The organism is Kitasatospora sp. NPDC034035, from assembly GCF_055575755.1.
In genome coordinates, this window is the sequence record NZ_JBVISA010000007.1 from 190636 (window position 1) to 217001 (window position 26366).

Genomic DNA, 26366 nt, shown 5'->3' on the forward strand with positions numbered 1-26366 from the left:
CCGGTCCTTCGTGTCGGACCCGCCGGATACCGTGCCGCCATGACGGAGAGACACGACGCCGACCGCCACGTCCGGTTCGAGCGCGGGTCGCGGCGGCCCGACCGGTCCGCGAGAGCGTGAACGGGCAGGTCGGGCCTATCCTCGGACGGAAGTCCGCGGGTGGGGGAGAAGAGGGGCGCGTGTACATCGATCTGCTCGGGCCGGTGGTCCTGCGGCGGGAGGACGGGACGGCGGTGACGCCCTCGGCCCCCAAACGGCGGGCGCTGCTGAGCGCGCTCGCCGTGCGGCTGAACCAGACGGTGGCCACCGAGGAGCTGATCGAGCTGGTCTGGGACGGCGCGGCGCCGCCCACCGCGCGGGCCGCCCTCCAGGGGCACGTCGCGGCGCTGCGCCAACTGCTGGACGGGCCGGGGCTGGTGCTGGGCACCCGGGGCTCCGGCTACCTGCTGGCCGGTGAGCCCGACCGGGTCGACGCGCTGCGCTTCGCGCGCCTCTGCGAGGAGGCGGGCGTCCCGTTGCCCGGGCCCGTCGCCCCGGGGGAGACGGCCCTGGGGGATGCGGCCCCGAGGGATGCGGCCCCGGAGAGCCCCGCGCTGCCGCTGCTGCGCGCCGCGCTGGACCTGTGGCACGGCCCGGCGCTCACCGACTGCGGCTCAGCCCTGCTGCGCGAGCGGGCGCTCCCGCACCTCACCGACCTGCGACTGCGCGCCCTGGAACGGCTGGCCGAGGAACTCCTCCGCGCGGGCCGCGGCGGCGAGTCGACCGCCGAACTGGCCGAGGCGGCCGACGCCCACCCGTCCCGGCAGACGCTGACCGCCCGGCTGGTCCGCTGCCTGGAGCAGGACGGGCGGCGGGCGGAGGCGCGGGAGCGGTACGAGCGCGCGATCGCCCGGCTCCCCGGCCCGCCCGGGCCGGAACTGCGCCGCGCCGGTGAGCAGTTCGGCGAGCAGCCCGCCTCACCCGACCGCCGCTTCGTCGGCCGCGGCGCCGAACTCGCCCGCCTGGAGGAGGCCCTGCCCGCGGCCCGGGCGGGCCATCCGATCCTGGTCACCGGCCCGGCGGGGGTCGGCAAGACCGCCCTGGTCCAGCACTGGGCGGCGCGGCACGGCACCCGCCACTTCCCGGACGGCCTCCTCCGCGCCGACCTGCGCGGCTTCGACCCGGACGGGCCACGCGAACCCGCCGACGTCCTGGCCGAGTTCCTCACCGCCCTCGGCGTCGCCCCGGACGCCCACCCCGCCTCGACCGCCGAACGCTCCCGCCGCTACCGCGAACTCGTCGCCGGCCGGCGGATGGCGATCCTGCTGGACGACGCCGCCTCCCACGAGCAGCTCGGGCCCCTGCTGCCCGACCCGCCGGCGGCGGACACCGAGGGCGGGGAAGAACCAGGGCCGGCCCCCGTCACCGTCGTCACCAGCCGCAGCCGCCTGCGCCACCTACTGGTCCACGAGGGCGGCGTCCCGCTCCCGCTGGGCGCGCTCGGCCACGAGGACGCCGCCGCGCTGCTCGCCCGCACCCTCGGACCGGACCGGACCGGTGGCGACCCGGACACCGTCGCCGAACTCGCCGAACTCGCCGAGCGCTGCGACCGTCTGCCGCTCGCGCTGCGCCTGGCCGCCGCCCGGCTGACCGCCCGACCCGACTGGACCCCGGGCGACCTCGCCCGCGAACTCGCCGCCGAGGAGACCGGCTTGGCCGCCCTGTCCGGCACCGGTACCAGCACCGCCCGCGGCCCGATCGGCCTCACCACCGCCCTGGACCGGACGTACCGGACGCTGCCGCCCGCCGCCGCCCGGCTGTTCACCCTGCTCGGCCTGCACCCCGGCGCGGTGATCGACACCGACACCGCCGCCGCCCTCGCCGACCTCCCGCCCGCCGCCACCCGCTCCCTGCTGACCGGGCTGGACGCCGTCCACCTGCTGGAGGAGGAAACCCCCGGCCGCTACGCCCGGCGCGAGCTGGTGCGCCGCTACGCCGCCCGGCAGGCCGCCGAACTCACCTGCGACGAACGGTTCGTCGCCCTCGACCGGCTGATCGCCCACTACCTGGACGTCACCGCAGGCTGGACGGCCGAGTGCACGGCTGCGGCCGGCGGCAGCGAGCGGGCGGCGGCCTGGTTCGGCCGCGAGGAGAGCGCCCTGCGCGCCGTCGTGGTGTGCGCCGAGCAGTACGGACGGACCGCCGGGTCCTGGCAACTCGCCCACCGGATCGCCCTGTTGTACGAGGCCACCGGCCACGACCGGACCCACTGGCGGGCCGTCGTCGAAGCCGGGCTGAGCGCCGCGCACGCGGACGGCGACGCGGCGGCCGTCGCCCGGCTCGGCACCGACCTCGCGGTCCTGCACATCGCCCGCGCGGCCCACCGCACCGCCGCCGAGCAGCTGGACCTCGCCGTCGCCGCGGCCGACCGGGCCGGTGACGCGGCGCTGCGCCACCACTGCCGCAGCAGGGTGGCCGCCGCGCTGCTGCGGGCCGGCCGCTACGAGCGGGCCCTGCCCATGCTCACCGACCTGGTGGTCGCCGCCCGGACCCCGGTCACCGGACACCTGCTGGTGCCCTCGCTCACCGGACTCGCCGACGCCCTGGTCCTGGCCGGCGACCCCGGCCCGGCCCTCGCCCACGCCGACGAGGCCGTCCGGGAAGCCACCGCCGGCCCCGGCGGCGCCGAGGCCGTCCTCGCCACCCACAGCCGCGCCCGCGCCCTGCACGCCCTCGGCCGCCGCGACGCCGCGCTGTCCTCGGCCCGGCTCGCCGTCGCCCTCGGCCGTGCCGTCGGCGATCCCGCGCTCGAGGCGCGCTCGCACGGACTGCTCGCGGACCTGCTGTGCGAGCTGGGCCGCGGCATGGAGGGGGCCGAGGCCCGGCGCCACGCCGAGACACTGGCGACGGGCGGCCGCTGACCTACGGGCGGTCGCCGACCGGTGGGCAGCCGCCGACCGATGGGCGGAACCGTCCCGCCGGCCCCCGGAAAACCCATGGGAAGCCCGAGGGGAGACCGGAGGGAAAACCCGATGTGAACCTCGACCCGCCGTCGAGCCGTTCACCAGAGAGCGGAACCGCAGGCGGAACTACCGGCAGTTCCGACGTGGGGAACGGCCTTCGCCGCCGGACCGTCCGACACCCGGGCGGTACCCCTGAGCTGGGAAGAGACGTCGACGATTGATCGGGTACGGGCAATTCCGCCGCCGGGGCATACTTCTGCCTGGTGCCGATCGCCCGGCGTGATTCCAGGCAGAAGTGCGGAAGTGGCAGGACCGAGTGAGTGGGGGCGGGGCATGGCGGCTGGGGTCGGCGGAACGGGCACGGACGTGGGGGAGTTCAGCCGTCTGCTGGCCGAACACCGGGTGGCGGCCGGCCTGACCCAGGAGGAACTGGCCGCGGCCGCCGGGGTCAGCCTGCGCGCCCTCGGGGACATGGAGCGGGGCCGCACCCGCGGGCCGCAGCGGCGCACCGTCCGGGCCCTGGCCGTCGCGCTGGGCCTGGTCGGCCAGCAGACGGAGGCGCTGGACCGCGCCGCGCAGTCCGGGCGCCCGCGCGGCGTCCGGCCGGGTCCGGCGCGGGTCGGGGCCCAGGCGGCGCCGCCCGAAAACCCGGCGACCACGGACCCGGGGAACGGGGACCCGGGGAGCAGGGAGCAAGCGCCCCGGACAGCGCCCGTCATCGCGGGCCAGAGCGCCCTCGCCCTACCCCGCGACATCGCCGACTTCACCGCCCGCGAGGGCGCCCTCGCGGCGCTCGCCGGCCTGGCCTCGGACGACCGGCCCGCCCATCCCCGGGTGGTGCTGGTCAGCGGTCAGCCCGGCCTCGGCAAGACCGCCTTCGCCCTGCACGCCGCCCACACCCTTGCCCCGCGCTTCCCGGACGGCCAACTCTCCCTCGACCTCGGCGGCATGTCCGCGCACCCGCTGCCCGCCCGTGACGCCCTCGGCCAGGTGCTGCGCGCCCTGGGCGTCGCGGACGCCGCGGTGCCCGCCGGGACGGAGGAACGGGCCGGCCTCTACCGGGCCCTGGTGCGCGAGCGGCGGCTGGTCCTGGTGCTGGACGACGCCGCCGACGAGAGCCAGGTGCGCCCGCTGCTGCCCGGTTCCGGACCGGCCGTGACCATCGTGACCAGCCGCAACGCGCTGCCCGGACTGGAGTCGGTGCACCGGCTGAGCCTGGACGTGCTCGCTCCGGCCGAGGCGGCCGGCCTGCTGGCCCGGATCGCCGGCCGGGAGCGGATCGAGGCCGCGCCCGACGCCACCGCCGAACTGGCCGGGCTCTGCGGCTACCTGCCCCTCGCGCTGCGGATCGCCGGGCAGCGGCTGGTCGCCCGCCCGCAGCAGCCGGTCGCCCACCTGGTGCGCCAGCTGGCCGCCGAGGAGTACCGCCTGGACCTGCTGGAGACCGGCGACCTGGCGGTCCGCCCGGCCTTCGAGCTGTCCTACCGCCGCCTGCCCGCCGAGTCCCAACTGGTGCTCCGGCGATGCGCGTTGACGGCCGGACCGGACTTCACGGCGGTGGTCGCCGCCGCCTACGCGGGCCGGTCGGCGGCCCGGACCGAACTGGTGCTGGAGCAACTGGTCGACGCCGGACTGGTGCAGCCGGCCACCCCGGAGCGCTACCGCCTGCACGACCTGGTGCGGCTCTACGCGGGCGAACGGCTGGCCGTTGACGAGGCCCCCGAGGACCTGGCCGAGGCCCGCACCCGGGCCGGGCGCTGGCTCCTCGACCGGGCCGCCGCCTACGGGCTGCGGTTCGACCCCGAGCACGCCAGGGACGGCGCCGAGGTCACCGGTTCCGCGTCCGCGCACCTCACCGAGGCCGCACGCTGGCTGGAGTACGAGCACCTGGAGTGGCTGGCCGCCCTGCACCAGGCGCAGCGGACCGGCCGCCACCGGGAGGTGATCGACACCGCCGAGGCCATGCACTGGTTCTCCGACCGGCTGCTGAGCTGGGGGATCTGGGCGGAGGTGTTCCAGCTCTCGGTGGACGCCGCCCGCGCGCTCGGCGACCGGCAGGCCGAGGCGGTGCACGTCAACTACCTGGCCTGGACGTACGTCACCTGTCTGCACCGCTACCAGCGCGGCATCGAACTGGCCGCCGAAGGACTGGAGTTGGCCCAGGCGCTGGGCGACCGGGAGCAGCAGGGCTGGGCTCTCACCTACCTCGCCTCCGGCCTGCGCTACCTGCGGCGGCACCGCGAGGCGATCGACGCCTTCCAACGGGCGGCGGACGCCTTCGCCGAGGTCGACAACCGCTCGGCGATGATCGGCCGGCTGGTCACCCTGCGCGGCGCCGCCAACTGCCTGCGCGAGTCCGGCCGGGCCGAGGAGGCCGTGGACACCCGGCGGCGGGCCCTGGCCGGCGCGCTGGAGCTGGTGGAGCGCTGGTCCGCGCCGCTGATGAACCTGCTCGCGGCCATGACCGCGCACGAACTGGGCCTGGACCGTGCGGCGTTGAAGCGCTGGCCGGCCGCCGAGAAGGCCTACCGGCAGGCCCTGGCGCACTACGAGGCGGTCGGCCGGCCGGACAGCATGACCAAGACGCTGACCGAACTCGGCACCGCGCTGATCGAGCAGGGCCGCGCCGAGGAGGCCCGGGAACTGCTCACCGAGGCGCTCAGCGACCTCAGCGCGAACGGCCCCCGGCCGGGGGGCGGTTTCCAGGGGCCGCCCGGGCACTGACACGAGCGCCCGTCCCCTCTCCGCGGCGAGAGGGGACGGGCGCCGCAGGGTCAGATCCGGGTGTCCTCCACCACGGGCAGCCCGTCGGTGAGGTCCGAGCCCCGGACGTCCGCGCTCGGCGCGAAGGACTTCTTCGACGCGACCGCGGGCTTCTTGCCGCAGAAGGCCGGCTCCAGGGTGTTCATCAGCCCCTGCGTCACCGCGCCGTTGTTGGAGGCGTTGGCGAAGACCACCACGCTGCGCCGCCCGTCCTGGGTCACGAAGGACTGGGTCTGGAACCCCTGCACGATGCCGCCGTGGCCGTACACGTCCCCGCAGGACAGCGAGATGCGGCGCAGCCCCAGGCCGTAGGAGATCTTCGCGGTGGGCGTCGGCAGGGCGGCGGTCATCTGCCGCAGCGAGTCGTCCGAGACCAGCCCGCCCTCGCCGCCGGCCAGCAGCGCGGTGAGGAAGCGGTCGAGGTCCTCGGCGTCGGAGATGACGGCACCGGCGCTCCACACCCAGGAGCCGTTCTGCGCGGTGGAGTCCAGCAGCGGCTTGCTGCGGTCGTCGTTGGTGAGGTAGCCGGTGACGTGGGCACCCCGGATCTGCTGGTCGGGCACCACGAAGGAGGTCTTGCGCAGGGCGAGCGGCTGGATGATCCGCTCGTTCAGCACCTCCGCGAACGGCTGGCCGGTGAGGTGCTCGACCGCGAGGCCCATCAGCACGAAGTCGGTGTTGGAGTACGAGTAGCGGGTGCCGGGGGTGTACTGCACACCGTGCTTGACCGACATCGCCACCAGGTCGCGCGGGTCGTACACATTGGTGCGGATGCGCGCCTCGAACGCGCTGGTGGTCTCCTCGCCCGCCTGCTCCAGCAGGTCGTTGGTGTGGTCGTAGACGCCCGCCCGGTGCTCCATCACCTGGCGGCCCGTCATGGTCCACCCCTCCGGCAGGGTGCCCTCCGGCAGGTAGTCGCGCAGCGGCTTGTCGAGGTCGATCCGGCCCTCCTGCGCCAGCTGCATCACGAGAACGGCGGTGAACATCTTGCTGTTGCTGCCGACCCGGAACCTCCACGAGGAGTTCATCGGGGTCCCGTCCAGGTCGGCCCGGCCGACCGACACCGATCGGGCGTTCTCCTTGTCGCCGTGGTCGCGGATCACCGCGAAGGCGCCCGGGGCGCCGGCGCCGGTGGTGGCCTGCAGGGCGGCGAGCACGCCGGGGATGTCGGAGGCGGGCGCGTCGGCGGCGCCCCGGTCGGCGGCCGCGGCGTGCACGGCGCCGGTCGCCATCAGGACGGCAGCGGCGGCGGCCACCGCGAGGGGACGCAGGAGGCTGGTCTTCGCCATGTTCCTCGGCTCTCTCATCAGCTGACGCGGCGTCCGGCCGCGCCGATCGAAGATCACTATCACCGGCCGGGGCGGTCGAAGGCAATGTGAACCGGTTCGCCCGCATCGTCCGTTGTGGGAATCGGCGTGTCGGCCGCCCCGTTCGTTTCCCGGTCCGGAGCCAAGGTTTTACCTGCTGTCGTCTACCCGCGTTGACGGCCGCGCCGCATGCTGTTCGGGCGCTCACCGCGCGTTCCGGCATGCTCCCCCGCACCGGCTCCCTCCCGCCGGATCCCTTCAGCAGCCTCCCGCCACCAGCTTCGCCCGTCCAGCTTCGCCCACCAGGTTCCCCGTCACCAGGTTCCCCGTCACCCGACCATGGAGCTTCCCCATGCCCTTGGCCTCCCTGGCGCGCCGCGCCGGCGCCCTGCTGCTCGCCACCGCCGGTCTGATACCGCTGTCCGGCACCGCCCAGGCCGCCACCACGGCCTCCGCTACGTACACCGCGATCGTCTTCCCCGACCAGGACCACACCGTCGTCTACAACCTGATCAACGCGGCGACCCGGTCCGTCGACGTCACCATGTACGAGCTGCGCGACACCACCGCCGTCAACGCCCTGATCGCCCGTCAGCGGGTCGGCGTCAAGGTCCGGGTGATCCTGGACGGCGCGCACACCTCGGTCAACGGCTCCGCCTACTCGGCCCTCAAGGCCGCCGGGGTCGGGGTGACGTACTCCTCCACGGCGTTCGTCTACACCCACCAGAAGACCGTCACGGTGGACGGCGCCACGTCGCTGATCATGACTGGCAACCTGGACTCCGCCTACTACGCGAACGACCGCGACTACGGCGTCATCGACACCGACGCCAACGACGTCGCCGCGATCGAGCGGGTCTTCGCCGCCGACTACGCCAAGACCGCCGTCACCCCGACCGACGGCGACAACCTGGTCTGGTCGCCCACCGACTCGCAGTCCCGGCTGCTGGCCCTGATCAACGGCGCGCGGACCAGCCTCGACCTGGAGCAGCTGGAGTTCGGCGACGCGGCCCTGGTGGACGCCGTCGCCGCGGCGGCCTCGCGCGGCGTCACCGTGCGCGTGGTCGGGATGAACCCGAGCTCGTACGCCGACTCCTTCGACCAGGTGACCGCGGCGGGCGGCCAGGTCGTCACCTACTCGTCGACCACCGGCCTGTACGTCCACGCCAAGGCGATCGTCGCCGACTACGGCACGGTGTCGGCCAAGGTGTTCGCGGGCTCGGAGAACTTCTCCGACAATTCGCTGAACCACAACCGCGAGCTGGGCCTGATCACCACCGACTCCGGGGTGCTCGACGCCATCGAGTCGACCGTCGCCGGCGACTTCGCCAACGGCACGCCGTACTGACGCCGCACCAACGCCGCACCAACACGTACTGACGCCGTCCTGACGCAGCGCTGAGGCGTACTGGTCGTCACCCGGCGTACGGGAAACGTTCCTTCCCCCCATGCCGAGCGGCTCACCGGGGCCGCTCCTCACCCGAGGATTTGTCATGACTTCGTCCACGAAGCCCCAGAACCCCCGCTCCCGCCGCACCGCGACCGCGATCGGCTCCGCCGTCGCCCTGGTCGCCGCCTCCGCCGGCCTGTGGGCGGCCACCGCCACCACCGCGCAGGCGGCCGCCCTGCCCACGCCCGACCACATCATCGTCGTGGTGATGGAGAACCACGCCTACACCCAGGTCATCGGCAGCAGCAGCGCCCCGTACCTCAACAACACCCTCAAGGCGGGCGGCGCCAACCTCACCCAGTCCTTCGGCATCACCCACCCCAGCGAGCCGAACTACTACGCGCTGTTCTCCGGCTCCACCCAGGGCCGCGTCGACGACAGCTGCGTGACCGTCGGCGGCTTCCAGAGCGCCAACCTGGCCTCCGAGGTCATCGCCGCCGGCAAGACCTGGGCCAGCTACAACGAGACCCTGCCCAGCCAGGGCAGCACCGTGTGCAGCAGCGGCAACTACGCCCAGAAGCACAACCCGTGGTTCGGCTTCGGCAACGTCCCGCTCAGCAGCGCCAAGACCTTCGCGCAGTTCCCCACCGACTACACCACCCTGCCGAACGTCTCCTTCGTCGTGCCGAACCTCTGCAGCGACATGCACGACTGCTCGGTCAGCACCGGCGACACCTGGATCAAGAACAACCTCGGCGCCTACGCCACCTGGGCGCAGACCCACAACAGCCTCCTCGTCGTCACCTTCGACGAGGACAACAAGCTGTCCGGCAACCGGATCCCGACCCTGGTCTACGGCGCCCACGTCACCCCCGGCAGCAGCTCCGCCACCACCTACAACCACTACAACGTGCTGCGCACCCTGGAGGACCTGGCCGGCGCCGGCGGCCACGCGGGCAACGCGGCCACCGCGAGCGACATCACCGGCATCTGGAACTGAGCTCCGGCGATCGGGGTTTGACCTTCTCCTGAGCCGGAGGCCGAGCCTGAGCCGGCGGCCGCGTGGTCATCGGCTCGGGCTCGGCTCCGGGCTCGGCTCCGGCAAGGGCTCGGCTCCGGCTCCGGGCCCGGTGGCGGGCGCGGTTCCGGTGCCGGCTGCGGGCCGCGCGCCGTGCCTGCGCACCCCGGGTACCGCCGCCGTGCCCGCGCAGACCAGTGTCACCAGCGCCGCGGCCGTCAGCAGCGGCACCCGGCTTCCCCAGGCGTCGGCGGCCAGCGGTGCCAGGACGTACCCGAGCGGGGCGGCGCCCAGCGAGAGCAGCCAGTCGTACGAGGTGACCCGGGCCAGGACCCCGGCCGGGAAGTCCTGCTGCACCACCGTCGCCCACACCGGGTTGAGGAAGCCCAGCCCGGTCATCGCCACCGCCTGCGCGGCCACCGCGAGGGGCGCCGGGGCCGGGACGGCGAGCGCGAGCAGCGGCAGCCCGTACAGCGCGAGCGCGAGGTTGCCCGCCAGCACCGGACGGCGGGGGCGGACCCGCCCGGCGATCAGCGAGCCGACCAGCAGGCCCACCGCCCCGGCCTGGGTGAACGCCACCCAGGCGCCGTCGCCGCCGAGGCGGGTGGCGGCGATGAGCGGGCCGAGGGTGAGCAGCACGGCGCTCGCGCCGTTCCACACCCCGTGGGCGATCAGACTGGTCCAGTACCAGTCCCGGGAGCGCACCTCGCCCCAGCCGTCGGCGAGGTCCCGGCGCAGCGAGCGCGGTTCGCCCGGGGCGTGGTCGGCGCGGTCCGCGGCGGGCGCGCGGTCACCGGCGGGTCGGGTGAACCGGGTGAGCAGGGTCAGCAGCGCGGCGCTGACCACGAAGGAGGCGCCGTCCAGGACGAACGCCCAGCCGGGCCCGGCGGTGTACACCAGCAGCCCGGCGAGGGCCGGACCGCCGAGGCGGGCGGCGCCGTTCGCGGTGCCCAGCAGGGCGTTGGCGCGCAGCCGCAGCTCGACCGGGACGGTGGCCGCGACCAGCGGCGAGGCGGTCGGCATGGCGAAGGCGGACGCGATGCCGCCGACGGCGGAGGCGAGGGCGATGTGCGGCAGGCTCGGGTGCCCGCCGAGCAGCTCCAGGCCGACGAGCACCTGGGCGACGGCCCGGACGAGGTCGGTGGTGAGCGCGACCAGGCGCGGGTCGAAGCGGTCTCCGACCACTCCGCCGAAGGGCAGCAGGAGCAGCTTCGGCACCATCGCGCAGCCCAGCACCAGGGCGAGCGCGGCGGAGGAGCCGGTGGCCCGGGTGATGGCGATCGCGAGGGCGGCGGGGACGACGGCGTCGCCGAGGGTGGAGATGGTCCGGCCGAGGAAGAGCAGGCGGAAGTCCGGTAGGCGCAGGGGGTGTCGGGTCACGCGCCGCACTGTATTTCGGTGACGAAATTTTGACAACGAATATTTTGATGGCGTTGCTTTGAGGTTTGTAGACTCCTCCCATGGCCGAGCACCCCCACCAGGACCGCACCCCGCCCCGCGACTGGACGGACGGCCACGTCGAGCGCTGGCAACCGGTGCTGCCCGACCTCGACCCGGACATCGAGGCCGCCGTCACTCGCATGTCCAAACTCACCCGGCACTTCCGCCGGGTCCGCGAACAGGGCGTCGCCGACTACGGCCTGCAGAAGCACGAGTTCGACACCCTCCACGAGCTCGCCGGCCGCGGCGGCCACGCCGCCCCCTCCGACCTGCGCGCCGACCTCAACCTCGCCCCGGCCTCGATCACCGGCCGCCTGGAGACCCTCGAACGGCGGGGCTTCGTCGTGCGCACCCCCTCCACGGAGGACCGCCGCAAGGTCGACATCCTCCTCACGGAGGCCGGACGCGCCGCGTGGCAGGAGGCCCTCGACGTGGTCGGGCGGGAGGAACGCCGACTGCTCGGAGTGCTCTCCGAGGACGAGCGGCGCACGCTGTCGGACCTGCTGCGGAAGGTGATGCTGGTCCAGGAGGCCCCCGAGGACGGCCGCTCGGGCTGACCGCGGTCGGCGCCGGGGCGGGCGCCACCGAGGCCAGCAGGGTCGGCGGGGTCGGCGGGGTCTCACGCCCGGGGTCGACCGGCTGGTCCCGTCCCTGATATCGATAGGGGCGTGCGATTCGAACATGTGCCGATGCCGGACGGTGTGGGGGCGCGGCCCCGGGACGGGCGGGGGTACCCGGTGCCGGCGATCACGCCGTGGCACGGGGAGGAGCCGCAGTTCGCGCTGACGGACCACGGCCGCAGCGCCGACTGCGCGCTGGAGCGCCGCTGTTCGGTGTGCGGCGGATTCATGGAGCGCGGACCGGTGTGGCGGGTCGTGGGGCCCGCCGAGAGCGCCGCGATCGCCGACGCGCTCGCGGCCGGCCGGCCGTACCGCAACCTCGCGCCGACCATGGAGGGCCCCGGGCACCGCGCGTGCATGCTCTACGCGTCGATGGTCTGCCCGTACCTGGCCCGCCCGAACGCCCGGCGACGGGTGACCGCCGAGGACGCGGCCGACGCACTGACGTCGGCCGCCGTCCGCGGGGCGGCACGCGGTGGGCTGGGCGCGGTGGTCGGGTTCGGTGACTACGAGTACGCGGTCACCGAGACCCGGGTGCTGTTCCGCTTCCTCGACCTGGTCGAGTACCTGCCGCACGAGTCGGCCGACGAGCACCTGGCCGAGCTGCGCGCCGAGTTGGCGAAGCAGCCCGGCCGGGGACAGTAGTAAGCGCACCGTCGCGCTGCGGTTCACGGCCGTGCCGCGGTTCACGGCCGTGCGGCTGTTTACGGCCGTGCGGCTGTTTACGGCCGGTAGGCGGGCAGGCCCTTGATGGTGGAGACCCGGACGGGCCCAGCCGAGCCGTCGGTGGGCAGGGTGCTGACGCCGTCCGGGGTGCGGGCCGCGATGGTCTTGCCGTCGGGGGACCAGACGGGCTCGGTGTAGTCGGTCGTGGCCGAGGGGGTGAGGTCCTTCTCGGGCTTCTGGTCGAACTGCGTGGAGCGGGTGAACAGGTGGTCGTGCCCGTTCACCGAGCGGACGAAGACCAGGTGCTCGCCGTCGGGGGAGAGGGCCGGCTGGGAGCCCTTGCCCATGTCCCGGGCGGCGGGCCGGATGTAGTCGTCGTAGATGTACACCTCGTTGGCCGGGGTGTTGGCGTAGGCGATCTCGCCGCGGTGGCCGCCGGCGTTGGCCCAGGTGTTGCCGGTCTGCGGCGGCTGCGGCAGGTTGTCGTCGCCGCCCTCGGAGCTGTGCGGGGTGAGCACCTCGGGGGTGGCGCCGGGGGTCTTGGTGGGGACCCGCTCCAGCTTCAGCACACCGCCCTTGTCGGACGCGAAGACGATCGTGTTGAAGCGCTCGAGCCCCGCGGCGCCGGAGGTGTCACCGGGCATCGCGGTGGCCCGCAGCCAGGTGGGGTGGGACCAGGTCTCCCCGCCCGGGTTCTTGGCGAGCGTGACCTTCCCGGTGCCGTCCGGGTTGGCGATCACCAGGTCGCCGCTGCCGTTGACGAACGCGGCCTTCTTGCCGTCGGGGGACCAGGCGAGGTCGCGGACGGTGGTGCCGAAGTCGACGGTGGCGCCGTTCATCGCGACGGTCTGGGTGCCCGTGCTGATGGTGAGGTGGTTGGCGGCGGAGGTGCCGTTGACCTCCTTGGCGCCCGGCGTCGGGCTGCCGGACTGGGACGGGGCACCGGGCGCGGCCGTCCCCGGCGCCGCCGAAGCGGGAGCGGCGCCGGTCGGTGCGGCGGTGGGACCGGAGTCGGGGCCGTTGGGACCGCAGGCGGAGAGCAGGACCGCGCCCACGGTGGTCATGAGGGCGATCGCGGCGGCGGTGCCGAATCTGTTGCGCACGGACATTCCAGGTCCCCCCTATGGTGCTGTTCGCTTTCTGGGGAGAAGCGTCCCAGCGCAAGGTCAATGACCGGTTCGCGATGTGTCACAGACCTGGAACAGCGCGGTCCGATGCGCCGATACGGCGTCAGCAGTGTTCCGGTGGCGGCCCGACAGGGTTTTCAGTGCACTCAGAGGCCGAGTTCGGTGAGGCCCGGGTGGTCGTCGGGCCGGCGGCCGAGCGGCCAGTGGAACAGCCGTTCCTCGGCGGTGATCGGCAGGTCGTTGATGGAGGCGTGGCGGCGGGCCATCAGGCCGTCCGGGGTGAACTCCCAGTTCTCGTTGCCGTAGGAGCGGTACCACCGGCCCGCCTCGTCGTGGCACTCGTAGGCGAAGCGGACTGCGATGCGGTTGCCGTCGTACGCCCAGAGCTCCTTGATCAGCCGGTAGTCGAGCTCGCGGCGCCACTTGCGGGTGAGGAACTCGGCGATCCGCTCGCGACCGGTGAGGAACTCGGTGCGGTTGCGCCAGCGGCTGTCGGGCGTGTAGGCGAGGGCGACGCGCTGCGGGTCGCGGGTGTTCCAGGCGTCCTCGGCGGCCCGGACCTTCTGCCGGGCGGTCTCCTCGGTGAACGGGGGCAGGGGCGGTCGCTGTCCGTCGAGCTGCTCGGCCATGGGTGAACTCCTCGGGAACGGGTATTCCACTGGCGAGAACGATCGTTCTCACTTCCGTGGCTACGATAGGAGAACTATCGTTCTCGCGCAAAGGGCACGGCAGATGGAGCACGAAGACCCGCGGACCCGCATCCTCGACGCGGCCGAGGAACTGTTCTACGGGCAGGGCATCCAAGCGGTTGGCATGGACGCCGTCCGGACCGCCTCCGGCGTGACGATGCGCCGCCTGTACCAGCACTTCCCGTCCAAGAACGACCTGGTCGAGGCCTACCTGCAGCGCCGCGACGGCCGCTGGCGGGCGAGCCTCGCCGTGCACGTCTCCCGTGCCGGCGGCACCCCCCGGGACCAGCTGCTCGCGGTCTTCGACTGGCTCGGCCAGTGGTTCGCCGAACCCGGCTTCCGCGGCTGCGCGTTCGTGAACTCCTTCGGCGAACTGGGTGCCACCACGCCCGTCGTCGCGGCCGCCGCCCGGCACCACAAGGAGGAGTTCAGCGGCTACCTCGCCGGCCTCGCCGAGGCCGCCGGCGCCCCGCCCGCCACCGCCGCCCACCTGGCCCTGCTCGCCGAGGGTGCCATCACCACCGCCGCCGTCCACGGCGACCCGACGGCCGCCGCCGACGCCAGGGAAGCCGCCCGGCTGCTGCTGGACGCCGCCCTGGCGGGCCGGCCCTGACCGCAGCCGGACGGCCGTTCGCCGACCGCCGTTTCGCCCGACCGCCGGTGCCGACAGCCGGATCGGGGCCCGCGCTCACGGGCCGACCACATCCGGACTCCAGGGCACGTTTATCGGCCGTTGATCGTCATCGCCTACCGTCGGGCGCATGGACGAGAGAACGGCCGAGCGGCCGGGGGCAGTGCCCGAGGGGCGAATGACGGAGCAGGACACCGAGCGGTTCCGGCAGTTGCTGGCGCGGCTGGAGCACTCGTTGATGGCGGACCGGGAGGCGGCGGGGCGCGATGCCTGAGTTCGCCGGGTGGTGCCCGGTGGCGGTGGTTCCGCTGTGGCGGCGCGGTGAGGGCGAGCGCGGGAGCGAGGGCGTGGAGTACGGGAACGCCGACCGGCCCGGAGTGCCGCGGGGGCACTCCGGGCCGGTCGGCGCCGATCAGGCGGGGATGCCGGGGATGCCGGGGAAGGCGGTCGCCGGGGACGCCGACTGACGGTGGATCGGCAAGTGCCTCGGCAGCCGTCTCGGCAGTCGCCTCAACAGTCGCCTCAACAGTCGCATCCGCAGTCGCAGCCGTCGCAGCTGTCACAGCAGTTGCAGCAGTCTCCGCACCCGGAGCAGCCGTTGCAGCAGTCGCAACAGTCGGGGCACTCACAGCAGTCGTGCCGCTCACAGAAGCCCTGGCGGCGCCGGCGGCTGAACGGGTCGTTGTGGTCGCAGCAGAGTAGCTGGCAGGTGCAGGCCATCAGCGCCCACACCGCGCACCCGGCGAGCAGGTTGCGGGGGCGCGGCGGCTTCTCGCCGGGCGGGGTGAAGCCGGGGCCCTGCGGCACCCACGGCGGGATCGGCGCACCCGGGTCCTGTCCGGGCGGCGCCTGGCGCGGCGGCGCGTCGTGCGGGTGCTCGCCCGTGGTGACGCCCGTGGTGACGTCCGTGGTGACGTCCGGCGTGGCGCCCGCGGCGCCGCCCGTGGTGCGGCAGTCGGCCGTGTGCGAGGCTCCGAAGACCCGGTCGACGGCGCGCTCGGTCTCGTGCGCGAGCAGGACGTGGACCAGCGCCCGGTCGGTCAGGTCGACCTCGCGCAGGGCGAGCCGGATGCCGTGGACGGCGTCGCGGCAGAGCCGTTCGGCCTCGGCGCGGTCGGTGCCGGTGGCGGTGAGCGGGTTCCAGGCGCCGGAGGCGGCGTCGGCGGCCTGGTCCTCGGCGGCGTCGAGGAGGTGGGCGAGCCGGCCGAACAGCCGCCCGGCTTCGGCGAGCGGGGCGGCATTGCCGGGGCGTCCGGCGATGACGGCGGTGTGCGCGAAGGCGGCCGAGGTGGCGGTCTCGGTGGGTTCGGTGACCAGCAGGACGGATCCGCCAGGAAGCAGCGAGCGCTCCAACTCGCCCTGCCGGGAGGCGGCTTCGAGCAGGACGGCGGTGTCGAAGCCGATCGTCGAGGCGCTGCCGGCGCTCTGCCGGTCCCAGCGCCGGGTGACCGCGCGGGCCCCGGCGGCGACGGGGCGGCGGGCGAACACGCCGTCGCGGTCCTCGACGTGGTCGCGGATCTTCACCGAGGCGAGGGTGAGCGAGACGGCGGCGGCGAGCCGGGCGCCCTCGCCCTTGGCGACGGAGGCGGTTCGCATGCCGCGCAGCGGGCACGGCCCGGCGGTGCGCCGCCAGGAGGCGTCCTCCCGGGCGGCCTGGGCTTCGACCAGGACGGAGATGATCAGGCCGTCGTAGTTGGTGGCGGTCCGGGCGAGTTGACCGTGGTCGTCGCGCAGTGCGAGGCAGAGCCCGCACAGGTGGGCCATCCAGGAGGTCTGCAGCTTTTCGGACAGCCGGTGCCTGCACGGTCTGATGATGCCGAACACGATCGTCCCCCTCGCCTTTCGGGCCGCTGACCGGCCACGATTCGCCGCACATCATATGATCAGCGGTGTGGCTGGGCCGAGTCCTTGACGGACCTGAGCGCGGACGACCGTGGTGGAAGCGGCCGAAGCCCCAAGGGTGCGTACCACCCGGAGGCCTACGGACGGGAGGCCTGCGGACGGTCGGGAGTCCGGACGGTCGGGAGTCCGGGCCGCCACCCCGGGTCGAAGCGCTCAGGCCGGGATGAGCGCGTCCCACTGGTCCCGGGTCGGGCCGTCGTGCCGGGGCGAGAAGTCCGGGCGCTCGGCCAGCCAGGCGGTGACGCGCTCGCGCACCTCGTCGCTGCCGAAGGCCTCGTCGGGTGTGCGCACGAGGTGGCGCACCTGGGCCCGGGCGCGCATGACGACGGGATCGTCGAAGGCGCAGGCGGCCTGGGCGGCGGCCCGTACGTCCGTGGACGGAGAACTGTCGGTGAGGCGTTGCTCGTTGGCACGGTCGGCCGCCACCTGCGCGTCGAACCACGGGCGGAGGGTCTGTGCAGCCCAGGTGTGGTAGCCGGTGGGGTCGGCGGCGATCCGGTCGACGTGGGTGGCGAGGTGCTGGGCGGCCCGGAGGCCGAGGGCCACCCCGTGGCCGAGGGTGGGGTTGGTGTGGACGAGGCTGTCCCCGGCGTTGACCAGGCCGGTGACGACGGGTCCGTCGGCGTCGACGAGCGAGGTCCAGCGGTTGTCCAGGCCGGCCATCGCCAGCACGGCGGAGTGCGGTTCGGGGTCCAGGTCGAGCCAGGCGGCGGTGGCGGGGAAGCGGCGGACGACGGCCTCGAACACGGCAGGGTCGATGAGCGCGCTGCGGGTCGGATCACCGGTGGAGACCACCAGGCTCACCGCGAAGGTGTCGTTGTCGGACGGGAAGATGCCGGCGAGTGCGTACGGCGCGGTCGAGCCGTTCTTCACCCGCCCGGGGTCACGCGGGCCGTCGGCGCGCAGGCGGTACCAGCGGCACAGGTAGGTGATCCCGGTGCGGTGGTTGTCGACCACGGGCGGGCGGCAGCCGGCCGCGATCAGCCAGGCAGGTATCGGCGAGCGACGACCGGAGGCGTCGACGACGAGGTCGGCCCGGTGCGTTTCCTCGCCCACCCGCACGCCGGTGACCCGAGCCGGGCTGCCCTCCTCGAAGACGAGGGCGCTGACCCGGGAGCCTCGCCGCACCTCGACGGTGGATTCCCGCTGCACGGCCGCGGTCAGGGCGGCCTCCAGCACGATGCGGCGGGTGCGCAGGGTCACCAGTTCCTCGTCGCCGGCCCGATGCGGCGGGTGCTCACCGAACCAGTCGAAGTCGTGGTACTCGTGGGCTCCGCGGGCCAGCAGGTCCGCGTAGACGTCAGGGGCCTCGGCGCGCAGCACGGTGCGCACGGGCGCGAGGAACGAGTGGGGCTGGTTGGCCTGCGGGACTCGCGGTCTGTTCCAGTCGAAGAAGTCCTGGTTCAGGTCCTCGCCGGCCTGTCTGGCGTCCTGCTCGAACAACGTGACCGTATGGCCCCGCCGGCCGAGCATGAGCGCCGTCCCCAGTCCGCTGATACCGCCGCCGACCACCGCAACCCGCGCCATTGAGCTCCCCTTCGCGTCGTGTTGCGAATCGATCCTACTGCTCGGTGATCTTCGGCCCAGCGCGGGTCGGCCGTCGCGGTCTCGGCCTGTCCGGCGTCTACCTGCGGCAGACCGCCGGCGGCGGCGGGCACCGCTCCGCCTGCCCCACCACGAGTGCGGTCTGCGCGGCGGTGGCCGGACTCGCCGTCCTGGCCTCGGTCCTCGCGGGCCGCGCCACCGCGCGGGAGCGGCGCGAGGACGAGCCGGTCGCGCTCTGCCGAGGGCGAACTGCGGTCCGCTGACGGTCTTCCGGCCCGTACGGTGGCCTGCATGACCGACGTACGGACCGTGGACCTGCCCGGAGTGACGCTCGCCTACCGCGAGAGCGGACGCGCCGACGGCCCGCCGCTGGTACTGCTGCACGCCCTCGGCGAGCGCGCCTCCGACTGGGACGTGGTGCTGCCCGGTCTCGCCCTCGGCCACCACGTGTACGCGCTCGACCTGCGCGGCCACGGCGACAGTGACCGGGCCGGGGCCTACAGCCTGCAGGCGATGCGGGACGACGTGCTGGCCTTCCTCGACGCGCTCGGGCTGGACCGCGTCGACCTCGTCGGCCACTCCATGGGCGGGGCCGTCGCCTACCTGCTCGCCCAGGCCGCGCCGGAACGGATCGACCGGCTGGTCCTGGAGGAGATCCCCGCGCTGTACCCGCGCCCCGCGAGTGCGCTGCCGGACGACCCGGACGAGTCCGTCCACTTCCACTGGGCCATGGTCAGGGCCGTCCGGGCCCAGATCGACAGCCCCGATCCGGCCTGGCGGGAGGGGCTGGCGAGGATCACCGCCCGCACCCTGGCGGTCGCGGGCGGCCCGACCAGCCACGTCCCCCAGGAGCGGATCGCCGAACTCGTCCGGCTGATCCCGGACTGCCGCCTCGTCACCATCGAGGCCGGGCACCTGGTGCACGGTGCCCGGCCCGAGGATTTCGTCGCCGCGGTGGCGCCGTTCCTGTCGGAGTGACCACACGCTGTGCGGAGTGCCTGCCGGAGTGACTACACGCCGTGCTCGGCGGGCAGTCGCCCGCTGCGCACCGCCGTGAGCAGGTCGGCGTGGTCCGCCTCGGTGCGGTCCGCGTAGGCCACGGCGAAGGCCGCGACCGCCTCGTCCAGCGCCTCGCTCTTGCCGCAGTACCCGGCCAGCAGGCTCGGATCGGCGGTGTGCGCGTGCGCCCGGGCGAGCAGGGCGCCGGTGATCCGCGCGTAGTCGTCCAGCTGGGTCGGCAGCAGCGCGGCCGGGTCGACGCTGCCCTTGCGGTTGCGGAACTGCCGCACCTGGTAGGGGAGTCCGTCGACCGTCGTCCAGCCCAGCAGGGTGTCGCTGACCACCTGCATGTGCTTCTGGCCGAGCACCACCCGCCGGCCCTCGTGGCCGTCCCGCTCCACCGGCGGCAGGTACGGCAGCAGCGCGGACGGGCGGGCCTCCTTCACCTGCAGCACCAGCGGCTGGTCCCGGTGGTCGGTGAGCAGCACCACGTACGAGCGGGTGCCCACGCTGCCCGTGCCCACCACCCGGAACGCCACGTCCTGCACCCGGTAGCGGGACAGCAGCGTGCGCACCTCGGCGGGCACCGTCTCCACGTACGGGCCGAGCGCGTGGGCGACGGCCCGGGCGGTCGCGTCGGTCACCTCGGTGAGCACCGGAGGAGCGGCGGAGAAACGCCAACCGCCGTCCGCCGTACGGGTGGTGCTGCGCGCGGCGAACTTCGCGCTGGTGTTGCCGAGCGCCTTGGCGCCGACCTTGCGCAGCACGTCCGCGAGGTCGTGCGCCTCGGCGAAGGACACCAACTGCTCGTCGGCGACGGCGTTCCAGGCGTCCAGCGCGGGCAGCTTGGCGAGCGTACGCATGGTCCGGCGGTACGAGCCGGCCACGTGCTCGGCGGCCTCGCGCGCGGTGGTCTCACTCGCGCCGGTCTCCCGGCCGGCCAGTACCAGGCTGGCGGCGAGCCGCTTGACGTCCCACTCCCACGGACCGTGCACGGTCTCGTCGAAGTCGTTGATGTCCATGACGAGTTGGCCGCGCGCATCGCCGTACAGGCCGAAGTTGGCGGCGTGCGCGTCGCCGCACAGCTGCGCGCCGACCCCGGTCACCGGCGTGCCCTCGAGGTCGGCCGCCATCAGCCCGGCCGACCCGCGCAGGAACGCGAACGGCGTGGCCGCCATCCGTCCCACCCGGATCGGCACCAACTCGGCGAGCCGGCCCGCGTTCGACGCCTCGATCGCCTCCACGGCCGTCGGCCGCCCGTGGGCGAGGGCGAACTCCGCGTGCCGCTCCCGGGGCACCCGTGCCCGCAGCTCCTTGCCCCGCTCCCGCGCCCGCCCGTCCTGCGCCGACGCGAACCCGGCCACCGCGAACCCGCGCCGGGCCCGCCCGGCCGGGTCGTCCGCACCGTCCGCGCTCCGCTGTGCCACGACGCTCCGCTGCGCTGCCATGCTCCGCTGCGCCGCGACGCCAGGCCCGCCCCGGCCTCCCGCTGCTCTCAGCTCAGTTCCGTCCACTGCTTCGGTCATCCGCGCCACCGCGCCCCGCCCGTCCCTTCCGGTCCTTACCCGCCCGCGAGCTGCGCGGATGGTTCATCGGGGGGAGGGACGTCCGGAGCCGCACGGTGGTTCCTGCGGGGCGGGTGAGATCGCCCCCACCCGTACCCGTCCGCCCCGTCCGTGCGCTGCCTGCCCCTGACCGCCGACGCGCCCCGGACGACGCGGGTGCCACCGCAGCGGGGTAGCGTGGGCCCGTGGATGATCTTGGGGGGAACCTGCGTGCCCGCACGGCCGCAGGGGCAGCAGCCGTGGTGACGGTGGCCGCGGGTCTGGGTGTGCGGGCGGTGGCGGGCGGGGACGTCGCCAAGTACGCCGGGGACGCGCTCTACACCGTCCTGGTGTACGCGCTGGTGGTGCTGGTCGCGCCGAGGATCCAGCCGGCCCGGGCCGCCGCCCTGGCGGCCGCGCTGAGCTGGGCCGTGGAGCTGTTCCAGCTCACCGGGCTGCCGGACGCCTGGGGTCGCCGGAGCATGCTCGTCCGGCTGGTCCTCGGCTCGACGTTCAACCCGCCGGACCTGTTCTGGTACCTGGTCGGCGCGGGCGCTGCCGTGCTGCTCCACCGGGTGCTGCGGGCCGTTCGCGGCGCAGCACCCGGCGGAGCGACCTGACGAGTCGTCAGAACAATGTGACGCGGTCGTCAGAGGGGAAGCAGGTCGGGCCGCTTGGCCTCGACATGGTCGCCCGAGGACTCGCCGCGCAGGCGTCGGCCGACCCAGGGGATCAGGTACTCACGGGCCCACTGGAGGTTTTCGCGCCGCTGGTCGGCGGGGGTGAGCACGGGGGCGTCCGGCCACGGCGCCTCCGGGTCCTGCTCGGTGGCCAGGCCCAGCGAGCGGGCGGCCAGCAGGGCGACCCGCTGGTGGCCGTCGCCGGACAGGTGTAGGCGGTCCTCGCTCCACGCGCGGCGGTCCTGCACCGCGCGCAGCGACCACAGATCGGCCACCTTGCAGCCGTTGCGGTCGGCGACGGCCCGCATGTGCCCGTTGTAGGTCGCGATCTTGCCGCGCAGGTGCTTGAGCAGCGGCACCTCGCGGGTGTCGAAGCCGGTGCAGATCAGCACCGTCCCGGCGGACTCGACGAGTTGGACGACGGCGGCCTCGAAGCGCTCGGCCACCTCGTCCGGGTCGCTGCCCGGCCGCAGGATGTCGTTGCCGCCGGCGCAGAAGGTGACCAGGTCGGGCTGGAGCCGGCGGGCCTGCGGCACCTGCTCGGCCGCGATCTGGTCCAACAGTCGGCCGCGCACCGCCAGGTTGGCGTAGCGGAATGCGCCCGGCGGGCGCCCGGCGGCGAGGAGCCCGGCCAGGCGGTCGGCCCATCCGGCGAACCTGCCGTCGACACCGGGGTCGTTCAGGCCTTCGGTGAAGCTGTCCCCGAGGGCGGCGTACGAGCTGAGGTCAAGGGTCTCCTGGAGGTACGGCATGAAAGAGATAGTTCACCCAATCAAGTGACCTACGCCACCGTAGGTCGCCCCGGCCGCACGTGAGATGGACCACGTACCCTCGTCGGCTCTCCTCGCGGCTCAGAGCGCCGCACCCCGGAAAGAACAAGATCCTTACCCCCTATCGCTTTTGGGCCCGACCGGCCGATGCTCGAAGGGAGCGACCGCCCGGGTCGCCGTCCTCCCGGGGGAGAACATCCATGGCCATCGACACGCGCTCCGACGTACCCGAGAAGTGGTCCATCGACGACCGCTGCACCAACTGCGACGCCGCCCGGCAGCTCGCGCCCGACCTGGTCCGCGAGCACGCCGGCCGGTCCGAGCTGGTCCGCCAACCGCGCGACGAGGCCGAGCGCCGACAGCTGCGGGCCGCCGCCCACGCCTGCCCGACCCGCTCCATCCGCCCCGGCTCCGGCCCACTCGACCCGGCCGGCGACCCCTTCCCGCTCGCGCTCGACGACGACGTGCTGCTGCTCGGCCACAACTCCCGCTGGACCGCGGGCGCCAACTCCTACCTCTGCCGCCGCCCCACCGGCTGGGTGATGGTCGACACGCCCCGCTACAGCGAGGCTCTCGCCGCCCGCTACGCCGCACTCGGCCCGGTCACCGACATCCTGCTCACCCACCGCGACCACGCCAGGCACGGCCGGGAGTACGCCGACCGGCTCGGCGCCCGGCTCTGGATCCACGAGGGCGACCTCGAGGCCGTGCCCGACGCGGACCGGGTACTGCGCGGCACCGAGCCGGTGGAGATCGGGCCCGGCCTGGTCGCCCACCCGTTCCCCGGCCACACCCGCGGCAGCGTGCTCTTCGTCGCCGAGGAGCGGTACTGCTTCAGCGGCGACAGCCTGTACTGGTCCCGCACCACCGAGGACGTGGAGGTGCAGGAGGCCATCACCTGGTACTCGATCGAGGAGCAGGCCGCCTCGCTGGAGCGCAGCCTGGGCGTGCTCCGCTTCGAGTGGCTGCTGCCCGGCCACGGGGACCGGCGCCGGATGCCCGCCGAGGAGGCGGACCGCCGGCTGCGCTCCCTCGCCGAACGCTGCCGGACGCTGCGGCCCGCGCCGGTGGACTTCACCGCGCTCCGCTGGTAGCCACGCGGGCCTGACCGGCGGCCCGCCCACCACGGTTGCCCGCCGGCAGCGGCGACAGCGCCGACAGCGCCGACAATGCCGAGAGCGCCGACAATGCCGAGAGCGCCGAGAGCGCCGAGAGCGCCGAGAGCGCCGAGAGCGCCGAGAGCGCCACCACGCCGACAGCGCCGACAGCGGCGGAGCGTTCGTGCGCCGGTGCTCGCGCCGGGTGCGCGGGGGCGTGCGTCCACCGGGGGCGCCCGCGCGGGTGTGCGAACGGTGCCACCGGGGCAGCCGCCTCTGCAACAGCGCGGTGTTCCGTACCGGCGGAACCCGGGCCACCCCGCGATCCAAGGACGGTTGACCCATGCCCACGCAGACCCCGGAGCGCACCGCCCGGCCACGGCGCTACCTGATGTGCAGGCCGACGCACTTCACCGTGGACTACGCCATCAATCCGTGGATGGACCCGGCCCAGCCCACCGACACCGCGCTCGCGCTGCGCCAGTGGGAGCGGCTCCACCGGACCTACCGCCGCCTCGGCCACACCGTCGAGCTGATCGACCCGCTGCCCGGCCTGCCGGACATGGTCTACGCCGCGAACGGTGCGACCGTGCTGGACGGCCGGGCACTGGTGGCGACCTTCCGCTACCCGGAGCGCGCCGCCGAGTCGGACGCCTACCAGGCCTGGTTCCGGGAGCGCGGCTACCGCGAGGTGCGCCGCGCCGGGCACGTCAACGAGGGCGAGGGCGACCACCTGGTGGTGGGCCACCGGGTGCTCGCCGGGACGGGCTTCCGCAGTTCGCGCGCGGCGCACGCCGAGGCGGGCGAGCTGTTCGGCGTCCCGGTGGTCAGCCTGAACCTGGTCGACCCGCGCTTCTACCACCTGGACACCGCGCTGGCCGTGCTCTCGGACGACCACGTCATGTACTACCCGGAGGCCTTCGACGCCGACAGTCGCGCCGTGCTGCGCGCGCTCTACCCGGACGCCATCCTCGCCGACCGCGCCGACGCCGAGGTGTTCGGGCTCAACGCGGTCTCGGACGGCCGCCGGGTGCTGCTGCCGGAGACGGCCAAGAACCTGGCGGGCCGCCTCGCCGAACACGGCTACGAGCCGATACCGGTGGACGTCTCGGAGCTGCTGAAGGGCGGCGGCGGGGCCAAGTGCTGCACCCTGGAGCTCAGGCCGGCCTGAGCTCCGGCCCGACCAGCAGCACCTCCAGGGTGCGCGGCCCGTGCACCCCCTCCACCCGGTCGAGTTCGATGTCGCTGGTCGCGGACGGCCCCGAGATCCAGGTCTGCGGCCGCCGGGGATCCAGGCGCGGCAGCGCGAGCGGCACCGAGGCGACGACCTGCTCCGGCGCCCGGACGACGCACACGTGGTGGTCCGGGACGAGCGAGAGCAGCCGACGCCCCTGGCCCGGCCCCGCGTCCAGCACGATCGTCCCGGTCTCGGCGACGGCCAGCGCGCAGCCGGTGACCACGCTGTCCACGGTGTCGAGCCGGGCGGCGGTGAGCGTCCCGTCGTCCGGCACGAGTTCGACGGCGGGGGCGGTCGCGGCCAGCCACCCGGACGGCAGCCCGTCCGGCACGGCGACCGTCCGGCTGCCCCGCTCGGCCAGCAACCCGGCGATCCGCCGCGGCAGTTCGTCCTCGCGGCACCGGTGCACCCGCGCCCGGTACTCGGCCAGGTTACGGTGCAGCAGGTCGACCAGCGCCGCCGGGGCGTCCGTCGGCACGTGCGCCGCCAGGTAGCCTCGCGGCAGCGGCTGTTCGTCCATCCCGGCGGCGTCGCCGAGCGCCGCCCGGATCCGGGCGAGGATCGACTCCCGTGCGGTCGTGTGCGGTTTCACGTGCGGTTCCTCCGCCACCAGTCGCGGAACGGTTCGGCGGGCACCTCCGGCAGGTCCCGGGTGTCGGTCCACGCGCGCCCCGGCCCGGGCAGCCGGCGCGGGTGCAGCGCGCGGGTGCGCCCGGCCAGCCGTTCGGCGGCCGCGAGTGCCGCCGGGTGGTCCAGCACGTACCCGGCGGCGGCCATCGCCGCCCGCTCCAGCGGGTGCCCGCCCTGCTCCGTGACCCGCTCGCGCAGGTGCACCAGCACCTCGGGGATGTCGATCGCCACCGGGCACACCTCGTAGCAGGCCCCGCAGAGCGAGGAGGCGTACGGCAGTGAGGCGTCCACCGGGCTTGCCGTGCCGCGCAGTTGGGGCGTCAGGATGGCGCCGATCGGGCCCGGGTACACCGAGCCGTACGCGTGCCCGCCGGCCCGCTCGTACACCGGGCAGACGTTGAGGCAGGCCGAGCAGCGGATGCAGCGCAGCGCCTGGCGGCCGACCCGGTCGGCGAGCGCGGCGGTGCGGCCGTTGTCCAGCAGCACGAGGTGGAACTCGGACGGGCCGTCGCCCGCGCTCGTGCCCGTCCACATCGAGGTGTAGGGGTTCATCCGCTCGGCGGTGGAGGAGCGGGGGAGCAGTTGGAGGAAGACCTCCAGGTCCCGCCAGGTCGGCACGACCTTCTCGATCCCGACCACGGAGATCAGCGTGCGCGGCAGGGTGAGGCACATCCGACCGTTGCCCTCGGACTCGACGACGACCAGGGTGCCGGTCTCGGCGACCATGAAGTTGGCGCCGGAGACGGCCACCCGGGCGCGCAGGAACTTCTCCCGCAGGTGCAGCCGGGCGGCCTCGGCGAGTTCGGCGGGGGAGTCGGTGAGGCCCTCGGGCGCCGGCCGGCCCCAGGCGGCCATCCGTTCGGCGAAGATCTCCCGGATCTCGGCGCGGTTGCGGTGGATCGCGGGCACCAGGATGTGCGAGGGGCGGTCGTCGCCCAACTGCACGATCAGCTCGGCGAGATCGGTCTCGTAGGCGGTGATGCCCTCGGCGGCGAGCGCCTCGTTCAGCCCGATCTCCTGGGTGGCCATCGACTTGACCTTGACGACTTCGGTCTCTCCGGTGGCCCGGACGAGGCCGGCGACGATCCGGTTGGCCTCCTCGGCGTCGGCGGCCCAGTGCACGGTGCCGCCGGCCGCCGTGACGGACTCCTCCAACTGCACCAGGTAGCGGTCGAGATGGCGCAGCGTGTGGTCCTTGATCGCCTTCCCGGCCTCGCGCAGCTCCGCCCAGTCGGCGAGTTCGGCGACCGCCCGGGCCCGCTTGTCACGGATGGTGTGGGTGGCATGCCGCAGGTTGGCGCGCAGCCGCTCGTCCCGGACGGCCCGGGCGGCGGCCTCGGGGAAGGCGGGCATGCCGAGGAACGCTTGC

At 74.3% G+C, this 26366-nt stretch carries 25 protein-coding genes; 14 read left to right on the plus strand and 11 right to left on the minus strand.

Annotation, left to right across the window (positions count from 1 at the left end):
- Nucleotides 1-179 precede the first annotated feature (179 nt).
- Nucleotides 180-2900, plus strand: a complete 2721-nt coding sequence (locus ACZ52J_RS12445; RefSeq protein ID WP_465618035.1) for an AfsR/SARP family transcriptional regulator — start codon at nt 180-182, stop codon at nt 2898-2900.
- 375 nt (nt 2901-3275) lie between these two features.
- The gene (locus ACZ52J_RS12450; RefSeq protein ID WP_465618037.1) at nt 3276-5666 is read left to right on the plus strand and encodes an ATP-binding protein; all 2391 of its coding nucleotides are present in this window, start codon (nt 3276-3278) and stop codon (nt 5664-5666) included.
- A 50-nt stretch (nt 5667-5716) separates the two neighbouring features.
- On the opposite strand, the gene ACZ52J_RS12455 is transcribed toward ACZ52J_RS12450, so the two are convergent.
- Complete coding sequence (locus tag ACZ52J_RS12455) at nt 5717-6994, minus strand: serine hydrolase domain-containing protein (protein WP_465618038.1); 1278 nt, start codon at nt 6992-6994, stop codon at nt 5717-5719.
- A gap of 370 nt (nt 6995-7364) precedes the next feature.
- Between ACZ52J_RS12455 and ACZ52J_RS12460 the strand changes: the two genes are divergently transcribed.
- Together ACZ52J_RS12460 and ACZ52J_RS12465 are read left to right on the plus strand one after the other, a co-directional pair.
- Nucleotides 7365-8360 (plus strand): phospholipase D-like domain-containing protein, encoded by a 996-nt coding sequence (locus ACZ52J_RS12460; RefSeq protein WP_465618039.1) that lies wholly within the window; start codon nt 7365-7367, stop codon nt 8358-8360.
- Between the two features lie 145 nt (nt 8361-8505).
- Nucleotides 8506-9402, plus strand: a complete 897-nt coding sequence (locus tag ACZ52J_RS12465) for an alkaline phosphatase family protein (protein ID WP_465618040.1) — start codon at nt 8506-8508, stop codon at nt 9400-9402.
- A 66-nt stretch (nt 9403-9468) separates the two neighbouring features.
- On the opposite strand, the gene ACZ52J_RS12470 is transcribed toward ACZ52J_RS12465, so the two are convergent.
- A complete protein-coding gene (locus ACZ52J_RS12470; RefSeq protein ID WP_465618042.1) occupies nt 9469-10800 on the minus strand; it encodes an MFS transporter in 1332 nt (443 codons plus the stop codon).
- Nucleotides 10801-10880: 80 nt separating this feature from the next.
- On the opposite strand from ACZ52J_RS12470, the gene ACZ52J_RS12475 reads away from it, so the two are divergent.
- Nucleotides 10881-11417, plus strand: a complete 537-nt coding sequence (locus ACZ52J_RS12475; protein ID WP_465618044.1) for a MarR family winged helix-turn-helix transcriptional regulator — start codon at nt 10881-10883, stop codon at nt 11415-11417.
- A gap of 111 nt (nt 11418-11528) precedes the next feature.
- On the plus strand, nt 11529-12125 hold the full coding sequence (locus ACZ52J_RS12480) for a hypothetical protein (RefSeq protein ID WP_465618046.1): 597 nt from the start codon (nt 11529-11531) through the stop codon (nt 12123-12125).
- Nucleotides 12126-12202: 77 nt separating this feature from the next.
- Here the strand turns inward: ACZ52J_RS12480 and ACZ52J_RS12485 are convergent, their stop codons facing one another.
- Both ACZ52J_RS12485 and ACZ52J_RS12490 read right to left on the minus strand, forming a co-directional pair.
- Nucleotides 12203-13255 carry a hypothetical protein gene (locus ACZ52J_RS12485; RefSeq protein ID WP_465618048.1) on the minus strand — a complete coding sequence of 351 codons (1053 nt, stop codon included), beginning with the start codon at nt 13253-13255 and terminating at the stop codon, nt 12203-12205.
- Nucleotides 13256-13419: 164 nt separating this feature from the next.
- Nucleotides 13420-13902 carry a nuclear transport factor 2 family protein gene (locus ACZ52J_RS12490; protein ID WP_360493975.1) on the minus strand — a complete coding sequence of 161 codons (483 nt, stop codon included), beginning with the start codon at nt 13900-13902 and terminating at the stop codon, nt 13420-13422.
- Between the two features lie 103 nt (nt 13903-14005).
- Here ACZ52J_RS12490 and ACZ52J_RS12495 point away from each other — a divergent pair, with 103 nt between their 5' ends.
- The 3 genes from ACZ52J_RS12495 (at nt 14006) to ACZ52J_RS12505 (ending at nt 15060) form a co-directional block, all read left to right on the plus strand.
- Nucleotides 14006-14575: a TetR/AcrR family transcriptional regulator gene (locus ACZ52J_RS12495; protein WP_465618050.1), complete on the plus strand. Its 570-nt coding sequence runs from the start codon at nt 14006-14008 to the stop codon at nt 14573-14575.
- A 148-nt stretch (nt 14576-14723) separates the two neighbouring features.
- Nucleotides 14724-14867 (plus strand): hypothetical protein, encoded by a 144-nt coding sequence (locus ACZ52J_RS12500; protein WP_360493981.1) that lies wholly within the window; start codon nt 14724-14726, stop codon nt 14865-14867.
- Entirely contained in the window at nt 14860-15060 is a 201-nt protein-coding gene (locus ACZ52J_RS12505; RefSeq protein ID WP_465618053.1) for a hypothetical protein, read from the plus strand. The genes ACZ52J_RS12500 and ACZ52J_RS12505 overlap by 8 nt, the downstream gene beginning before the upstream one ends.
- A 55-nt stretch (nt 15061-15115) precedes the next feature.
- On the opposite strand, the gene ACZ52J_RS12510 is transcribed toward ACZ52J_RS12505, so the two are convergent.
- Nucleotides 15116-16417: a DUF5685 family protein gene (locus ACZ52J_RS12510; RefSeq protein WP_465618055.1), complete on the minus strand. Its 1302-nt coding sequence runs from the start codon at nt 16415-16417 to the stop codon at nt 15116-15118.
- 231 nt (nt 16418-16648) lie between these two features.
- A complete protein-coding gene (locus ACZ52J_RS12515) occupies nt 16649-18022 on the minus strand; it encodes an FAD-dependent oxidoreductase (RefSeq protein ID WP_465618057.1) in 1374 nt (457 codons plus the stop codon).
- Between the two features lie 44 nt (nt 18023-18066).
- On the opposite strand from ACZ52J_RS12515, the gene ACZ52J_RS12520 reads away from it, so the two are divergent.
- Nucleotides 18067-18303: a hypothetical protein gene (locus tag ACZ52J_RS12520; protein ID WP_465618059.1), complete on the plus strand. Its 237-nt coding sequence runs from the start codon at nt 18067-18069 to the stop codon at nt 18301-18303.
- 28 nt (nt 18304-18331) lie between these two features.
- A complete protein-coding gene (locus ACZ52J_RS12525; RefSeq protein WP_465618061.1) occupies nt 18332-19018 on the plus strand; it encodes an alpha/beta fold hydrolase in 687 nt (228 codons plus the stop codon).
- Nucleotides 19019-19050: 32 nt separating this feature from the next.
- On the opposite strand, the gene ACZ52J_RS12530 is transcribed toward ACZ52J_RS12525, so the two are convergent.
- Nucleotides 19051-20565 carry a DUF2252 domain-containing protein gene (locus ACZ52J_RS12530; protein ID WP_465618063.1) on the minus strand — a complete coding sequence of 505 codons (1515 nt, stop codon included), beginning with the start codon at nt 20563-20565 and terminating at the stop codon, nt 19051-19053.
- Between the two features lie 224 nt (nt 20566-20789).
- Between ACZ52J_RS12530 and ACZ52J_RS12535 the strand changes: the two genes are divergently transcribed.
- Nucleotides 20790-21203, plus strand: coding sequence for a ribosomal maturation YjgA family protein (locus ACZ52J_RS12535; RefSeq protein ID WP_465618065.1), 414 nt, complete (start codon nt 20790-20792; stop codon nt 21201-21203).
- A gap of 29 nt (nt 21204-21232) precedes the next feature.
- Here ACZ52J_RS12535 and ACZ52J_RS12540 read toward each other — a convergent pair whose 3' ends face one another.
- Nucleotides 21233-22015, minus strand: coding sequence for an SGNH/GDSL hydrolase family protein (locus ACZ52J_RS12540; protein WP_465618067.1), 783 nt, complete (start codon nt 22013-22015; stop codon nt 21233-21235).
- A gap of 218 nt (nt 22016-22233) precedes the next feature.
- On the opposite strand from ACZ52J_RS12540, the gene ACZ52J_RS12545 reads away from it, so the two are divergent.
- Nucleotides 22234-23127, plus strand: a complete 894-nt coding sequence (locus ACZ52J_RS12545; protein ID WP_465618069.1) for a 4Fe-4S domain-containing protein — start codon at nt 22234-22236, stop codon at nt 23125-23127.
- Here ACZ52J_RS12545 and ACZ52J_RS12550 read toward each other — a convergent pair.
- On the minus strand, nt 23108-23392 hold the full coding sequence (locus ACZ52J_RS12550) for a hypothetical protein (protein WP_465618071.1): 285 nt from the start codon (nt 23390-23392) through the stop codon (nt 23108-23110). The two genes, ACZ52J_RS12545 and ACZ52J_RS12550, sit on opposite strands and share 20 nt — an antisense overlap.
- Nucleotides 23393-23473: 81 nt before the next feature.
- Between ACZ52J_RS12550 and ddaH the strand changes: the two genes are divergently transcribed.
- On the plus strand, nt 23474-24301 hold the full coding sequence (ddaH, locus tag ACZ52J_RS12555; protein WP_465618073.1) for a dimethylargininase: 828 nt from the start codon (nt 23474-23476) through the stop codon (nt 24299-24301).
- Here ddaH and ACZ52J_RS12560 read toward each other — a convergent pair.
- Nucleotides 24288-24887: a LutC/YkgG family protein gene (locus tag ACZ52J_RS12560; protein WP_465618267.1), complete on the minus strand. Its 600-nt coding sequence runs from the start codon at nt 24885-24887 to the stop codon at nt 24288-24290. The genes ddaH and ACZ52J_RS12560 overlap by 14 nt on opposite strands.
- Nucleotides 24888-24955: 68 nt before the next feature.
- Complete coding sequence (locus ACZ52J_RS12565; protein ID WP_465618269.1) at nt 24956-26350, minus strand: lactate utilization protein B; 1395 nt, start codon at nt 26348-26350, stop codon at nt 24956-24958.
- Nucleotides 26351-26366: the final 16 nt, after the last annotated feature.

Excerpts from the sequence above, each read along its gene's own strand:
- ACZ52J_RS12450 (WP_465618037.1), top strand. The coding sequence starts at position 3,276 with ATGGCGGCTGGGGTCGGCGGAACGGGCACGGACGTGGGGGAGTTCAGC.
- ACZ52J_RS12455 (WP_465618038.1), bottom strand. The coding sequence starts at position 6,994 with ATGGCGAAGACCAGCCTCCTGCGTCCCCTCGCGGTGGCCGCCGCCGCT.
- ACZ52J_RS12460 (WP_465618039.1), top strand. The coding sequence starts at position 7,365 with ATGCCCTTGGCCTCCCTGGCGCGCCGCGCCGGCGCCCTGCTGCTCGCC.
- ACZ52J_RS12465 (WP_465618040.1), top strand. The coding sequence starts at position 8,506 with ATGACTTCGTCCACGAAGCCCCAGAACCCCCGCTCCCGCCGCACCGCG.
- ACZ52J_RS12475 (WP_465618044.1), top strand. The coding sequence starts at position 10,881 with ATGGCCGAGCACCCCCACCAGGACCGCACCCCGCCCCGCGACTGGACG.
- ACZ52J_RS12485 (WP_465618048.1), bottom strand. The coding sequence starts at position 13,255 with ATGTCCGTGCGCAACAGATTCGGCACCGCCGCCGCGATCGCCCTCATG.
- ACZ52J_RS12490 (WP_360493975.1), bottom strand. The coding sequence starts at position 13,902 with ATGGCCGAGCAGCTCGACGGACAGCGACCGCCCCTGCCCCCGTTCACC.
- ACZ52J_RS12495 (WP_465618050.1), top strand. The coding sequence starts at position 14,006 with ATGGAGCACGAAGACCCGCGGACCCGCATCCTCGACGCGGCCGAGGAA.
- ACZ52J_RS12500 (WP_360493981.1), top strand. The coding sequence starts at position 14,724 with ATGGACGAGAGAACGGCCGAGCGGCCGGGGGCAGTGCCCGAGGGGCGA.
- ACZ52J_RS12505 (WP_465618053.1), top strand. The coding sequence starts at position 14,860 with ATGCCTGAGTTCGCCGGGTGGTGCCCGGTGGCGGTGGTTCCGCTGTGG.
- ACZ52J_RS12515 (WP_465618057.1), bottom strand. The coding sequence starts at position 18,022 with ATGGCGCGGGTTGCGGTGGTCGGCGGCGGTATCAGCGGACTGGGGACG.
- ACZ52J_RS12525 (WP_465618061.1), top strand. The coding sequence starts at position 18,332 with ATGACCGACGTACGGACCGTGGACCTGCCCGGAGTGACGCTCGCCTAC.
- ACZ52J_RS12530 (WP_465618063.1), bottom strand. The coding sequence starts at position 20,565 with ATGACCGAAGCAGTGGACGGAACTGAGCTGAGAGCAGCGGGAGGCCGG.
- ACZ52J_RS12540 (WP_465618067.1), bottom strand. The coding sequence starts at position 22,015 with ATGCCGTACCTCCAGGAGACCCTTGACCTCAGCTCGTACGCCGCCCTC.
- ACZ52J_RS12545 (WP_465618069.1), top strand. The coding sequence starts at position 22,234 with ATGGCCATCGACACGCGCTCCGACGTACCCGAGAAGTGGTCCATCGAC.
- ddaH (WP_465618073.1), top strand. The coding sequence starts at position 23,474 with ATGCCCACGCAGACCCCGGAGCGCACCGCCCGGCCACGGCGCTACCTG.
- ACZ52J_RS12560 (WP_465618267.1), bottom strand. The coding sequence starts at position 24,887 with ATGGACGAACAGCCGCTGCCGCGAGGCTACCTGGCGGCGCACGTGCCG.
- ACZ52J_RS12565 (WP_465618269.1), bottom strand. The coding sequence starts at position 26,350 with ATGCCCGCCTTCCCCGAGGCCGCCGCCCGGGCCGTCCGGGACGAGCGG.